At 49.6% G+C, this 14,759-nt stretch carries 11 protein-coding genes; 7 read left to right on the top strand and 4 right to left on the bottom strand.

What is annotated here, in order from left to right; genetic code table 11:
• Positions 1 to 14: 14 nt before the first annotated feature.
• The 7 genes from VF684_RS02840 (at position 15) to VF684_RS02870 (ending at position 8,335) form a co-directional block, all read left to right on the top strand.
• Complete coding sequence (locus VF684_RS02840) at positions 15 to 1,271, top strand: lipopolysaccharide biosynthesis protein (protein ID WP_440173715.1); 1,257 nt, start codon at positions 15 to 17, stop codon at positions 1,269 to 1,271.
• Between the two features lie 8 nt (positions 1,272 to 1,279).
• Positions 1,280 to 2,047 carry a glycosyltransferase family A protein gene (locus tag VF684_RS02845; protein WP_265781655.1) on the top strand — a complete coding sequence of 256 codons (768 nt, stop codon included), beginning with the start codon at positions 1,280 to 1,282 and terminating at the stop codon, positions 2,045 to 2,047.
• Between the two features lies 1 nt (position 2,048).
• A complete protein-coding gene (locus VF684_RS02850) occupies positions 2,049 to 3,143 on the top strand; it encodes a glycosyltransferase (RefSeq protein ID WP_440173717.1) in 1,095 nt (364 codons plus the stop codon).
• Complete coding sequence (locus VF684_RS02855; RefSeq protein ID WP_005338060.1) at positions 3,140 to 4,279, top strand: glycosyltransferase family 4 protein; 1,140 nt, start codon at positions 3,140 to 3,142, stop codon at positions 4,277 to 4,279. The genes VF684_RS02850 and VF684_RS02855 overlap by 4 nt, the downstream gene beginning before the upstream one ends.
• Before the next feature lie 12 nt (positions 4,280 to 4,291).
• A complete protein-coding gene (locus tag VF684_RS02860; RefSeq protein ID WP_005338058.1) occupies positions 4,292 to 5,572 on the top strand; it encodes a sugar transferase in 1,281 nt (426 codons plus the stop codon).
• A 17-nt stretch (positions 5,573 to 5,589) separates the two neighbouring features.
• On the top strand, positions 5,590 to 7,317 hold the full coding sequence (locus VF684_RS02865; protein WP_440173720.1) for a Wzy polymerase domain-containing protein: 1,728 nt from the start codon (positions 5,590 to 5,592) through the stop codon (positions 7,315 to 7,317).
• A gap of 607 nt (positions 7,318 to 7,924) precedes the next feature.
• Complete coding sequence (locus VF684_RS02870; RefSeq protein ID WP_005344269.1) at positions 7,925 to 8,335, top strand: H-NS family histone-like protein; 411 nt, start codon at positions 7,925 to 7,927, stop codon at positions 8,333 to 8,335.
• Positions 8,336 to 8,869: 534 nt separating this feature from the next.
• Here VF684_RS02870 and VF684_RS02875 read toward each other — a convergent pair.
• From VF684_RS02875 to VF684_RS02890, 4 genes are all read right to left on the bottom strand, one after another.
• Complete coding sequence (locus tag VF684_RS02875; protein WP_440173723.1) at positions 8,870 to 10,234, bottom strand: efflux transporter outer membrane subunit; 1,365 nt, start codon at positions 10,232 to 10,234, stop codon at positions 8,870 to 8,872.
• 2 nt (positions 10,235 to 10,236) lie between these two features.
• Positions 10,237 to 12,210 carry a MacB family efflux pump subunit gene (locus tag VF684_RS02880; protein WP_440173725.1) on the bottom strand — a complete coding sequence of 658 codons (1,974 nt, stop codon included), beginning with the start codon at positions 12,208 to 12,210 and terminating at the stop codon, positions 10,237 to 10,239.
• The gene (macA, locus tag VF684_RS02885; RefSeq protein WP_042053022.1) at positions 12,207 to 13,370 is read right to left on the bottom strand and encodes a macrolide transporter subunit MacA; all 1,164 of its coding nucleotides are present in this window, start codon (positions 13,368 to 13,370) and stop codon (positions 12,207 to 12,209) included. Before macA ends, VF684_RS02880 begins: the two co-directional genes overlap by 4 nt.
• 248 nt (positions 13,371 to 13,618) lie before the next feature.
• Entirely contained in the window at positions 13,619 to 14,509 is an 891-nt protein-coding gene (locus VF684_RS02890; RefSeq protein ID WP_042080331.1) for a manganese-dependent inorganic pyrophosphatase, read from the bottom strand.
• Positions 14,510 to 14,759 lie beyond the last annotated feature (250 nt).

Raw genomic sequence — 14,759 nt, forward strand, 5'->3', positions numbered from 1 at the left:
ATGAGGTAACTTGGATGCGATTAGGCCAGACTATAGCATTTTATCGAGAATATGCCGCAATTATTACTAATGTTAGTATTTTATTATTTGAAAAAATGGTGACCATTGGGTTGGTTTTTTTTTGCGAGGGGGTAATTAGTCATCTGCTCGGTGTGTCGTTATATGGGAAATGGCTATATTCGCTCAATGCCGTCATTTTATTGTCATCAGTTACATTGATTGCCGGCTCGGAAGTTGTTGTTCCGGCATTAGTTCGGCATCCTCATTTGCGTTGGAAGATACTATCTTCAGTATTTATTTTTCGTCTACTTTTCGCTTTGGTTGCTTTGCTTGTCACATTAGTCTACGCAAATTTTATTGTCGCAGATCAAGATGTAAGATTAATGCTGATGCTATTGGCACTGGCGCTCATTTTTAATGAACCATTTTCAGTAATAGCCAACTACTATCAAGCCACCACAAATATAGGTATTGTTGTAGCGATTCGTCTTGCAATTTTATTATTAAGGGTGCTTTTGGTAAGCCTCGCTCTTTTACTTTCATCTTATTTCATCATCTATTCAAGCAGGGCAATAGAAGCATTGTTTTTAGCTATGTCACTGAGTTATGTTATTTATTTTAGAGGTGGCATCTGGGACTGGCATAAAAAAGTGGCAGTGGTAATATTAAGTCGAGGTGGGGCGCTCTGGATACCATTAATGCTGATGCTGATTTATATGAGGATTGATCGCTTTTTCATCGAGCATTACTTAGGGTATGAACAACTAGCCATGTATGGTGTAGCTAGTCAAATGCTAGAGCAGGGCGTACTTGTACTTGGTATAGTTGTGCAGTCTATAGCGCCAATGATGTTATATGGGCGCAGAGTAAAAAAAATACATACGGTCTGTTTAGGGCTGTTATTAGTTGCATGTATCTTGCAATTAATGGGTTGGTTGTGGCTACATAAAATTGTCTATTTTATATTTGGAAAAGATTATGAGTTAGCAGCAGAATTAGCTATTATGATGTTGCCTGCGCTTTCTTTTTTCGCTGTGGATAGCGTTTTGATGCAACGATTATACCGTGACAAAAAATATTTTTTGATAATGTGCAAGTGGTTCTTTCTATTAATTATAAGCATATTCAACTATTGGCTGTTGCTAAAAGTATTTCGTTCCGGTGACATTTACATCGTTTACATAACTAATGCTTTTTTGATGATGGCTGCGACGATGTCGATATACTTCATTCATCAATATAAAGGTTGCGTGTGTAAGGTCGTGCAATGATAACAATAATGACGCCAACTTATAACAGAGCATATGTTTTACCAAGGTTGTATGACAGTTTGTGTCAGCAGACAAGGCAGGACTTTGAATGGCTCGTAATCGATGACGGTAGCACTGATGGTACCGCTGAGCTTATTTTTGATTATAGAGTTAAATCTGACTTTTCAATCAATTATTTTTATAAAGAAAATGGAGGGAAACATCGCGCTATAAATGAAGGTGTGGTTCATGCGACCGGTGATTGGATTATCATTGTGGATAGTGATGACTTATTAACTGGTGATGCTGTTGCCAAGCTATATGATGTTATGAATCATATTGGCTCGGAATTTGTTGGGATGTGTTTTAGAAAAGCAACATTATCTGGTCACATGATTGGTATCTCCGGCACCGGATGGAGCAAGTCAATGGTAATGCAGCCCATAATGGCAGGGCATGTATTAAAAGGTGACTTGGCTTATGTTTTTCGCACTAATGTTATGCGTGAGTGTCCTTTTCCTGAGTTCCCTGGCGAAAAGTTTGTACCAGAGTTATATATATGGAATAAAATTGCCGATATAGGTAAGATAGTTTTTTATGTAGACCAAGTAATATACTTGTGTGAATATCTTCCTGATGGCTACACCTCAAATTTTAAAAAAAATCTAAGAAGTAATCCATGTGGTTTTGGTTTGTTTTATCGAGACCAGGTGATCCGAGATACTCGATTGTTCGGCAAGGTCAAAGCATGTGTCAGAAGTCTCCAGTGCATTCTTTACTGTTGGTTGAAGAAATAGCATGAAAATTGCGATGGTAATCACAGGTCTTGGTATGGGGGGCGCTGAACGACAAGTGTGCGATTTGGCAGATCAATTTATTAGATTGGGCCACCATATATTAATTATCTCGATGACCGGTGAAATTAGCAATCGCCCACATTCGACTGCAGCAGACATCGTTTCACTGCAGATGAGGAAAACTCCATTTAGTGTTTTCAAAGCATACTGGCAGGCGATCAGGTTACTTAATCAATATAAACCGGATGTGGTGCATAGCCATATGGTGCATGCAAATATTTTTGCTCGGTTATTACGATTGTTTGTATCATTTCCGAAGCTTATCTGCTCTGCACATAGTGTTAATGAGGGAAGAGGGTGGCGGATATTGGCATACCGGCTTACCGAAAGGTTATGTGATCTTAACACAAACGTAAGCCAAGAAGCAGTCGAGGCTTTTATTAAACAAGGTGCGGTATCTGCCGGGCGAATGAAAGTCATGTATAATGGTATTGATACGGAGCGTTTTTATTTTAACGCCACAGTCAGAAATAAATTACGCTCTCAGCTTGGGATTGATGACAATAACATATTGTTAATTTCAGTAGGCAGACTGACCGCTGCCAAGGACTATACAAATTTGCTTGTTGCATTTGCGATGTTATCTTCGAGATCCAATAATGTTAAGTTGGTCATTATAGGTGAGGGTGAGCAAAAAGAATACTTAACCACAATCGCTAGCGCACAAGGGATTAGCGAGCGAGTTCATTTCTTGGGGCTGCGCTATGATGTTGAAGATTGGATGAGTGCAGCAGATATATTTGTGTTGTCATCAGCTTGGGAGGGGTTTGGTTTAGTTGTGGCTGAGGCTATGGCTAGTGAGCGGGTAGTGGTTGCCACCGATTGTGGTGGAGTGAGGGAAGTGGTTGGCTCTGCTGGATTGCTTGTCCCCTCTAAAAATAGTCAGCAGCTATTTACCGCGATTGAGCAGGCTATGATGCTTTCGCCGCTTGAGAGAGAGGTGATGACTAGGGAGGCTCGGATTCGGGTTATTAGCCATTATTCAATAGAGACTATCTGTCTGCGTTGGTTAAGTTTGTACCAGGACTACACATGAGCAAACATCTTTGTATGGTGAGCAATACAGCGTGGTCAATGTGGAATTTTCGCCGCGGATTATTATCTGCACTTATACAACATGGATATCGCATAACCATTGTTGCTCCACCTGATAATACAGTTTTTTTGCTCTGTGATTTGGGGTGTTCATTTATACCGTTGGCACTATCCCCTAAAGGAGTCAACCCAATTGTTGAACTAAAATTAATATTTGATTTCGTAAGAATATATAGAAGAATTAATGCGGATTTAATTATCCATTATACGGTAAAACCAAATATATATGGTTCTTTTGCTGCACACCTTTGTCGCACACCTGCCTTGGCTATAACCACTGGGTTAGGATATGCCTTTATGAATGATGGTTGGGTGCCTAAAGTAGTAAGATTGCTTTATAAATTCGCGTTTAAATATCCTAAGATAGTCATTTTTTTAAATGAAGATGATCGCTTTGAATTTGTATCAAGACAGTTGGTAGATGAAAGAAAGACTCTGTTACTGCCTGGCGAGGGTGTTGATGTGAGTTTTTTTTATCCTTCAGAGAAATTTGCTGAAGATGACTCGGTTAGTTTTTTGCTCATTGCGCGGTTGTTATGGGATAAGGGGATTGGAGAATATGTAGCAGCCGCAAAGCAGATTCACATTAGTCATCCAAACATAAAGTTTAAATTGTTAGGCGATGTTCAGGCTGATAACCCACGAGCGATCGGATATGCACAGTTGCATGAATGGATCAATGAAGGTGTGCTGGAATATCTAGGTACTACACATGATGTTAGGCCTATCATAATGGAAAGCGATTGTATTGTGTTACCTTCTTATCGCGAAGGATTGCCAAGAACTATGATCGAAGCTGCTGCAATGGCAAAGCCAATTATTGTTACCGATGTTCCTGGATGTAGAGATGTACTGCTACATGAGAAAACCGGGTTACTCTGTCAAGCTAGAAATGTGTCATCATTGACTGATGCAATGATGACATTCATACGGATGACTACAGCTCAAAGAACCTTGATGGGTAATGCTGGGAGGCGATTAGTCAGTGCCAGATTTGATGAAAAAAAAATCATTGGCATATATTTTGATTTATTGGCTCAGCATATCGATGGCGTTCCCCCTGTGGTTGATAACTAAAATGAGTTTTTCATGATAAATAATAGCTATTATCCATATGGTGGTCGTTGTTATGACCTTTTACGGTTTAATTATACAATGATGTTCTTTTTTACATCCTTGGTGTCAACATTACTACCTTCATTTTTGTTTTGGGGAGTTGACTTTTGGAGTTTCCTTGATAATGTAAAAATAAACACACTTTTAGGCATCTTTATAACATGTATTACGGCTGGTTTTTTCCTGAGTCGAGTGCTTTGCTATCCTGGAGTTAATGCCTTATCTTATATGATTCCAACAGTAACCGCAGTGTATGGTATATTATTCGGTGTGTTACTGCTATTTCGTCTTGAGTATAGTAGGCCAGTAATTATAAGCTCATATATATTGGCTTTAGTTTCTTGCTGGATTATTTATGACTTAGGGGTACGATCTGGCAAAGTTAAGTATTATATCATCCCGGTTGGCAATTATCAGAAACTGTGTGCCTTGACTGCTGCTGAATGGAATATTCTTCACAAACCTGATTTTTCTCTGTTCTGTGGTAATGCCGTAGTTGCTGACTTTCACTCATCTGATTTAACGAGTGAATGGAAAAAGTTATTAACTGATTTCGTTTTGTTAGGGATACCAATCTATCATAGCAAAACTATATATGCATCATTAACAGGCCGAGTGAGCGTTGAACAATTATATGAGAATGATTTTGGCTCCGCTATTCCATCGTTGTTTTATTTTCATTTAAAAAGACTTGCTGATTTTTTGATTGTTATAATTTCATTTCCGTTTTTTATGCCGGTAATAATTATAACGGCAATTTTAATAAAGCTGGAAAGCCCCGGCCCTGTTTTCTTTAAGCAAAAAAGAGTTGGGTTTGGTAATAAAGACTTTGTAATGTATAAATTTCGTAGTATGCATGACAGTTCATCATTAGACAATGCATGTTTTGCTCAGAAAGCTGACAAACGGATTACCCGTGTTGGTCATTTTATTCGTAAATATAGAATTGATGAGCTCCCGCAATTTTTTAATGTTCTTAAAGGGGATATGAGCTTGATTGGTCCACGACCTGAACAGCGTTTTTTTGTAGAGAAATTTGAGTCTGAGCTACCATTCTATATGTATCGTCATATGGTCCGTCCTGGTATAAGTGGATGGGCTCAGGTTATGCATGGCTACTCAGCTGATACAGATAGTACTCGTATAAAATTAGAGTATGATTTTTATTATATTAGGAATTTTTCGCTTTGGCTTGATCTATTAATAGTAATCAAAACTATTAAAACAATGCTGACAGGGTTTGGGGCTCGTTGAGTATACGGAAAGAATATATGAGCAGCTTGTATTGGATTTTATCTTCATCATACTGGTTACTTGGAGTGCATTTTTTTATGCACAATCCTGGTGGTGCGGGTCTGTATCTGCCCTTTAATGCGTGTGGATGGATCTTTGCGTCTTTGGCAATGGGGCTGGGACTGTGGCAGGTGACGTTACGTCAACGTCTGGTCTTTTCTCCATTACAAGCGGGTTTATGGATAGGAGCTCTCTTGCTACTGCTCCCGATGCTCTATCCCAGCTTTGCACTCAAGGATTATGCCATTCCCCGATTGCTGGGACTTTTTGCTGGTCTGCTGTTTTTGTTTGGTCTCTATCAATGGGGCTTTAATCGGCCGAAGCGTGAGCGCTTGCTCTATCTCATCCTGATTGCGATCGCGATGGAGGCAGTGCTCGGTCTGGTTCAGTTCTATCTGTTGACGCCGGGTAACTGGATTGGCTACGACACTAAAATCAATCGTCCATACGGGATCTTTCAACAGCCAAACGTGATGGCGACGTTTATGGCGACTGGGATTGCCCTTGCCATCTGGCTGGAACTGCGTAGAGAGGGTGGCCGCTTGCTGATGGCTCTGCGCTATGGCGTCATTCTATCTGCATCATTGTTACTGGTGGTTTTACAATCCCGAGTGGGGCAATTAGGTGGCCTGTTAGCCCTGTTCTTATTGATGCCTCAACTTTATCGACAACGCCTGCTATGGCGTATGTTGGGTCTGGTTATCTTGGCTGTGGCCATTGGCCTGTTATCACAATATTGGATGGCTGGAGCCAAGCGTGGGCTGGAGATCTATCAGTCTGGTGGTATGCGCTCTATTTATTGGCCCTATGCTGCCAAACTGATTGCACAGGCTCCCTGGAGTGGTTGGGGATACGGCAGTTTTGAATCTGTTTTTCTCCATCACTATATGGCTGATAAAGCGCTGAATCCGTCCATGGTGCAGATTGAGTACAATCTTGACCACCCCCACAACGAGTTTCTCTATTGGGCTGTTGAGGGCGGTATTGCACCCATGGCCGGCATGGTGATCATGGGGGGCGCATTATTATGGCGTCTGGCAAGTGTGCGTTGGGTAAATGCCATGGGACTGCTTGCTCTGGTTACACCGATCTTGCTTCATACCCAGACGGAATACCCGCTCTACCATGCGATCGTGTTATGGTGGCTGTTGCTGATGCTGATTTATATCATCGATACCGAAATTGAAGAGACCAACCTGGCGAGTCAGGGTTTCTCATCATGGTGGGATATGGAGTGCCGCCCATGGTTGTTACTGCGATTTATGGCGGTTGCTATCCCGCTGCTGGCCGTTCCCTTTATGCTTACAGCCATTCACACCGCATGGGTAGTCACCAAATATGAACGGGGTGGGTATAAAGAGCCGACTTTGCTACTTGATATCGTCAATCCCATGGCTTGGTTGACCCGAGTGGAATTTGATGTGAACTCGGTTCGTCTGATGGTGGGCTTGCAGACAAATAACAAGACCGAACTGGAAGCTTATCTGGAGTGGGGGCAGGCATTCGTACGCCATACACCCCGTGCCAACATATACGCCAATATGGTGATCGCGCTTAATGCATTGGGTCGTACAGAGGAAGCCAATGCGATGCGAGCTGAAGCACTTAAGCTCTATCCAACCGAGCCCCTTTTAACTGGATCCGCTTCACAGGCAGTGATTACCGGTGTTGATCAATCAGGCAAGAATATAACCAAAAATAAATAGTGCTATTTGGCTACATAGAAAGCCAGCCCTTAAAAACGGCTGGTTTTTTTATTGTTTACCTTCTGAACGGCCAGTATCCGAACAGTCTGTTTTCGGACGCATACGTCTGTCAAATGGGCTACGAAAAGCATATTTGAAATGTCATTCGCTGTTCTCAACCAATTGATTAATATGTGATTTTATTGGTGGTGTCGAATGGGTTGATAGTCAGTTTGGATATCCCCTCATCATCGGGGGACGGGACAGGATCTAGACATGTTCATTGCTAAACAGATAGGCGTAGTCTTGTCACATGATGTTGAACGTATGGTAGAAATGTGCGCTCAGGCTTATAAGTCAGGTTACTGAGTTAGTTTTGTTGGATGCTGAACAGGAAATTAATGAGTCTTGAAATACTGATGTTTCTTGAGCGCAAGATGGTAATCACCTCTCTACCCAGATGATCTGCATTCCAGCCAGTTTGTTATTGATAGTGGCAAGCATTCGATCTTGATGGTGAAATTTAAGAAAAAAAGAACGTTAATATAGAAAAACTGTATGTTCTCGCTAATTGTCCATGCTATTCTGAAACAGTTATCCCTGTAACCGACTTTTTTGTGAGGAAATAATGAACGAGTTTCTGAAAGTTCTGCTGAACATTCGCAGTCTGCGTGCGGCTATTCGTGAGCTGCCTTTTGAGCAACTGCTGGAAGCTAAAGAGAAGTTTGACCTGGTTTACCAAGAGCGCGCCGATTCTGTTGAACAGGAGCGTGCTGAACAGGAAGAGCGTCAGCGCAAGCTGAATGAATTCACCGAAATGCTGCAGCAGGCTGGTATTGATCCTCGCGAGCTGTTGGCGACTGCCGCAGCTCCGGCTGCTGCGACTGGCGCTGCCAAGAGCAAGCGTGCTCCGCGTCCGGCTAAATACAAGTACGAAGAAGATGGCCAGGAAAAAACCTGGACCGGTCAAGGCCGTATGCCGAAAGCCATTGCTGCTCAAGTAGCACTGGGTAAAGACCTGAACGATTTCCTGATCTAATTCGTCAGGTTCAGAGATTGAATAATGCCGCCTTTGAGCGGCATTATTTTTGCCGTTTTACTCGTGGTTATCCAATCTGCCCCTTCACCCCATTGTTATCTACATCCTCGCTTGTATCCTTTTTACCATCGTTTCACTTCACTGTTACTTTGCTCAATATCACTCATTGTTTGCGATTAATTTTGTCGTGCAGAATTAACTGCGTGATATCGCTTTTTGTATGCGTCGTGCAGATATGCGCTTCGGATATGTCTCTCACGATTCACGGGGCGCCGCTCGGCGAGAGTCGAGCTCTCTGCGGATGGAATATCTGGTAATCGTTATCTCCACAGGGTGCGTGAGGGATAGAGATAGCCGCAAGGTATAGCCGGGATATTCTGGGTCGCCGATGCATGTTATTGGATGGGCTGCCGTAACTGCCCCTGATAATGAGCAATGGAGTTCGGTTGCCGTGTGGGCGAGGGAATTCTGTGCGGTCGATGGCGATGTCATTCCCCACTCTGCCGGCAGAGTGGGGAATGGCCAGGTGAAGCGCTATCGGGGCGTCACGCTATCGCTGCCACCCAGGGCGCGATAGATTTTGGCGGTGGTGGTGAGCTGCTCTTTTTGCTGGGCCAGCAGGCTCTGCTGGGCATCCCACAGCCGGTTCTGCTCATCAAGCCAGGCTTGCACGCCGGTCGCACCCGCCTGGAAGCGAGCCTTGGCCAGTCGTTCGGCCTCCTGGGCATAACTCAGTTGTTCCTGCAGATAATCGAGTCGCTGCTGGCCATAGTGGCGGGCGGCCAGATTGTCTTCTACCTCCACCAGTGCGGTGTAGAGCTGTTTGCGAAACTCGGTTTCAGCAATCTGGTAATCCAGCTCTGAGCTTTCGATGGCAAGTTGGGTGCGGTTGTATTCAAGGAAGGGGAGGGCGAGGCTGGCCCCCAGCATACCAACCGGATTTTGCAGTACCTGCGCCAATCTATCGGATGCGGTGCTGGCGCTGCCGGTCAGGGTCAGGCTGGGGTAGAAGCTGGTGCGGATCTCGTCACCTTTTGCCAGCGTCTTGCGCAGCCGCAATTCGGCCGCTTTGACGTCGGGGCGGCGGGCCAGCACATCGGCCGGAATACCCACCGCAAGTTCAGGGATGGTCTGCTTTGCAAGGGAAGCGGGTGCATACTCCAGCGGCCCGCTGCTGCGGCCCAGCAACAGACGCAGGGCATTGCGAGCCTGCTCCTGCTGCGCCTTGAGGGAGGCCAGCTCAGCCTGCTTGCCTGCCAGTTGCTGGCGTGCCTGCGCCAGATCGAGTCGGGTGATGGCGCCTGCCTGGTATTTGGTTTGGGTCAGCTGCTCGGTTCGCGTCAGGTTGGCCAGCTGCTGTTCTCCGAGTGCGATGGCAGAGCCGAGATAGCCAAGCTGCCAATACTGCTCCAGGGTATTGCCGATCAGCAGCAGTCGGGTGCTGGCGAGATCCTGCTCGCTTGCAGCCGCTTCCCAGCTTGCCTGATCCCGCACTGAGGCAAGCTTGCCCCACAAATCCACTTCGTAACTGAGGCTCAGCGAGGGGCCCAGACTGTTGGTGCCTTGGCCGGTTTTCAGATCCTTGTTGCCACTGGCAGCGATAGTGCCATTGACCGAGGGGGTGAGGTTGGTATCGGCCTGCTCGGCGCCCAGTCGGGCGCTTTTGAGCTTGAGGGCCGCCACACGCATGTCCGGGTTGGCGGCCAGTACCGCCTCGACCAGTTTGTCGAGTTGGGGATCATGAAATTCCCGCCACCAGGGGCCAGCCTGCGCAGCCAGTCGGGCGCCGTCTGCCTGTTGCCATGTGGGGGCTATCGCCAGCTCGGGTCTTTGATAGGTGCTGTGCTGACTACAGCCGCTGAGGGCCATGCAGAGAGCCAGCCAGGAGAGTTTGTGCATTGTTATTCCCTCGCCAGTGCGACAACAGGGTCGAGCCGCGCCGCATTGCGTGCCGGCAGGTAACCAAACAGGATCCCGATGAGTGACGAGCAGCCAAAGGCCATCAGGATGGAGAAGAGCGAGAACTGCATCTTGATGGAGTCCACCAGCAGTGAAAAGAGCGCGCCAATACCGAGCGAGAGGCCGACGCCGAAGATCCCCCCCAGCAGGCTCACCATCACAGCCTCAATCAGGAATTGCTGCAGAATATCCGACTGGCGGGCGCCCACGGCCATGCGAATGCCGATCTCGCGGGTACGCTCCACCACCGACACCAGCATGATGTTCATCACGCCCACCCCGCCGACGATCAGCGAGATCACCGCGATGGCCGAGACCATCAGGGTCATGGTGGCGGTGGTTTTCTCTACCGATTTGATGATGCTGTCGCTGCTAAAGGTGAAGAAATCCTTCACCCCGTGGCGCTTGGTGATCAGCTCGATCACCGCCTGCTCGGCCAGTGCCGGTTGTACCCCGTCCTTGACCCGGATGGTGATTTGGCTGAAGTGGTGCTGCGAGATGAGGCGACTCATCACCGCGCTGTAGGGCAGCCAGATATTGACCGACTGGCTGGTGGGGCCGAAGCCGGTCTCCTGCGAAACCACACCGACAATCCGCACCGGCAAGGTGCCGACCAGTACCACCTTGCCGACCGGATCCTCCTTGCCAAGCAGGCTGGTGATGCTCTTCTTGTCCACCACGGCGACGGCGGCACGCAGCTGGATATCTTGCCACTCCAGTAAGCGACCACTGACCAGCGTCATCCCCTTTACCTTGAAATAGTCGTTACCGACCCCGGTCACGTTGCCGCTGTTGGTCTTGTTGCGATAGCGCAACTGGCCGGAGCTGCCGATCTCGGGGCTGGCGCCCGCAAGATAGGGTTGCCCCAACAGGGCATCGAGATCCCCCTTGTTGAGGGTCTGGATGCTGGCCATCTTCTCATCGCCCCATCCTTTACCCGGGAAGATTTCGATGGTGTTGGTGCCCATCGCATTGATCTGGTCGATCACCTTAGCGCGCGCCCCCTGACCAAGAGCGACCACGCTCACCACTGCGGCGATACCGATGATGATGCCGAGCATGGTGAGGAAGGTGCGCATCCGGTGGGCGAGCATGGCATGGATCGCCATCCGTCCCGCTTCCCGATAACGATCCCAGTCGTGACCCATGGCGCCTTTAGTGGGAGCTATTTTTTGAGCGGCTACAGCGGTGGCTGGGGCCAACACGGCCGTTTGGCTGGGGCCGCTATCTTGTTCAATCCGACCATCTTTGAGAGTGATGATACGGTCGGCATGGCTGGCCACGTTCATATCGTGGGTGACCAGAATGATGGTGTGGCCCTGAGCGTGCAGCTCCTTGAGGATCGCCATCACCTCCTTGCCGCTCTGGCTATCCAGTGCGCCGGTCGGTTCATCGGCGAGGATCACTTCGCCGCCATTGGCCAGCGCCCGGGCGATACTGACCCGCTGCTGCTGACCGCCGGAGAGCTGGCCCGGGGTATGGTGACTGCGATCGGCCAGCCCCAGTCTACTCAGCAGCTGACGCGCGCGCGCCTGGCGATCCGGGCGGCTGGTACCGGCATAGACAGCTGGGATCTCCACGTTGGCGGCGGCATCGAGATGGGGCAGCAGGTGGTAGCGCTGAAAGATAAAGCCGAAGTGGTGGCAGCGCAGCCGGGCCAGCGCCAACGCATCCATGGTGGCGGTGTCCTGACCGCGAAACAGATACTGGCCGCTGCTCGGGCTATCGAGACAACCCAGCAGGTTCATCAGGGTCGACTTACCGGAGCCGGACGCGCCGACAATGGCGATCATCTCTCCAGCCGTGATAGTGAGATCAAGAGGGTGGAGCACGGTGACTTCGCTGTCGCCGCTCTGGTAGCGTCGCTCGACCCCTTTCAGCTGGATCAACGGCAGCTGGTTCAGGGGCTCACTCATAGCATCACCGCCATCTCATCATTGTCGGCGGGGGCTCCGTGATTGAGCTGCACCTCCTCCTTCTCACTCAGCCCGCTGATCACCTCAATGCGGATCTCGTCCTTCATACCGGTCTTGATATGACGGGTTTCGGTTGTCTCATCGTCCTTGATCACGGTGACTTCATACTCGTTGTCACCCAGCGACTTGCCGAGGGCGGTTTGCGGCACAGTGAGCACCTGCTTGCGCTCGCCGAGCACTATGGTCACCTGGGTGGTCATTGCCACTCGCAGGGTATGATCGGGATTGGGCACATCGAACAGGGCGTAGTAGTAAACGGCCGCATTGTTGGTGGTGGTGCCTGTGGTGGCCTGATCGTTGATGTTGGTAGGCGCTAACTCCACGGCGCGAAGGGTACCCTGATAGCGGGTATCCGGATCGCCGATCAAGGTGAAATAGACCGGCATGCCGGCTTTGACCTTGGTGACATCAGCTTCGGAGATCTGCGCCTTGACCGTCATGGTCTCGAGGTTGGCCAGCTTGAGCACGGTTGGCACCGTCTGGCTGGCAGCCAGGGTCTGGCCTTGACGGGTCACAATGCTGATGACGGTGCCATCCATTGGCGCCAGGATCTTGGTGTAGCCCAGCTCGGTCTTGGCCCGATCAACCTTGATCAGGGCATTGTCGATATTGGCCTGGCTGTTTTGCAATTCGGCGCGGGTGACCGCCAGCAGTGCCTCGGCACTCTCCAGATCGGCCCGTGAGCTCGCCTCCTGCTTGAACATCTGCTGCTGGCGCCGCCAGGCGAGCTCGTTCTGTTTGAGTTGTGCCTGCTTGATCTTGAGCTGGGCGCGGTTGCTGGCAAGCTCCGCCTCGGCCGTCTTGAGGTTGTTCTGGGCAATCAGGGGATCGATCTCGGCCAGCAGGTCTCCCTGCTTGACCTGATCTCCAGCCTCGACGGCCAGCTTGGTAACCTGGCCGGAGACCTGGGCCCCCACATCCACCTGCTCTACGGCCTGCAGCACGCCACTGGCCAGTACGGTCTGGGCGATATCCTCGCGGGTCACTTGAGCGGTCAGCATCGCCTTGGGTGGTTGACTGGGCCAGAGCAGCCAGCCGAGGAGCACCACGGCGATCAGAATTGTGATGGCCAGGGTTCTCTGCTTGGGGGTTATGTTCATCGATCACCTGAATGGAAACGGAAAAGGTTGTGCGCGGCGATTATCCTGCAGCAAAGCCCTGATAAATAACAGCCGCAAATATGTAAGCAAAGTTATGGCGTTAACTGTCAATAAGCCGAGAAAGGAGTAAGCGAGAGGCCGCAGTCGTGAGCAACATGATCAGCAAGAGGGGGGAGTGCGGCTGGCGGTGGCGATGAAAAAGCCCTGCGCACAGGCAGGGCTTTGGAATAGGTGATGGCGAGGGAAGGTCAGGCCTTGGCCAGCAGATCCATCACCCAGGGCAGCCCCTGCTTCTTGCGGCTGACAAAGCCCGGGTGGTAGCTGGACTCTGCCGGTACTTTGGCGTGCTCGGTAAAGTAGATACGGCTGGCAGCCGCAGTCAGGTCAGTCACCATCAATACGAAGAAGTCGAGCCCTTCGCTCGCCACGCGCTGGGCCATCTCCTGCTGCAGGGCTGGCAGGTGCTCGGCCAGCTGCTGTTCGCTGCCCACTTCGATCTGGCTCATGATGAAGCTGCAACCTTCCGCCTGGAACGCTTTCTCATCCTGCTGCAGCAGTTGAGCCGGAGTCAGGCCGCTCAGGTCGGTTTTCGCCATCAGCAACTGTTGGCCGAATTCGGCCAGCGATACTTCGGCCAGCGGTGCCAGACGCTCACAGGCGATCTTGTCCTGCTCGGTGGTGGTCGGCGAGGTGAGACAGAGGGTGTCGCTCATGATGGCACCCAGCATCAGGCGAGCCTGGCTGCGGGTCACGGTGCCTTGCTGGCTCAGCAGATCGAAGGCGATGGTGCAGGTGCAGCCGACAGCCCGGATCCACGCATCCAGCGGAGACTGGGTGACCAGAGTGCCGAGACGGTGGTGATCCACCAGGCCCAGTACATTGGCTTGTGCCAGTGTGGCAGGGCCCTGTTCCAGATCACTGAAATCCACCAGCCAGACATCTTCACCGGTCAGATCTTTGGTCAGCAACTCGGGTTCGCTGACGCCAGCCTGCTCCAGAATAAAACGGGTTTCGGTGCGCAGGTCACCCAGACGCCATGGGGTGGCCTGACGGCCCTGGCCATTGAGCCAGTCGGTGATAACCAGCGCACTGCAGATACTGTCGCTATCAGGATTCTTGTGACCAAAAACGTGGATCATAGACAAAGCCTCACAATTGGATACCCATAAAGGGGGGCAACACTATGCGAAATCCGCCACATGAAGGCAACCGGATCCACGCCCATGTTGCTGCCAGCTTCGCCTAACTCGCCATTTTATTGATCTGGGTCGGTAATCCTGACGCGAGTTCAGTTATCACAGTTGGCTGTTGGCTGTTGGCTGTTGGCTGTTGGCTGTTGGCTGTTGGCTATTACTGGCTGCGCAGGCCATAGCTCTCGCCTGTGCCTGC

The sequence above is a fragment of the Aeromonas sp. Lyrl_2 genome (genome assembly GCF_051948815.1).
Classification (GTDB): domain Bacteria; phylum Pseudomonadota; class Gammaproteobacteria; order Enterobacterales; family Aeromonadaceae; genus Aeromonas; species Aeromonas veronii.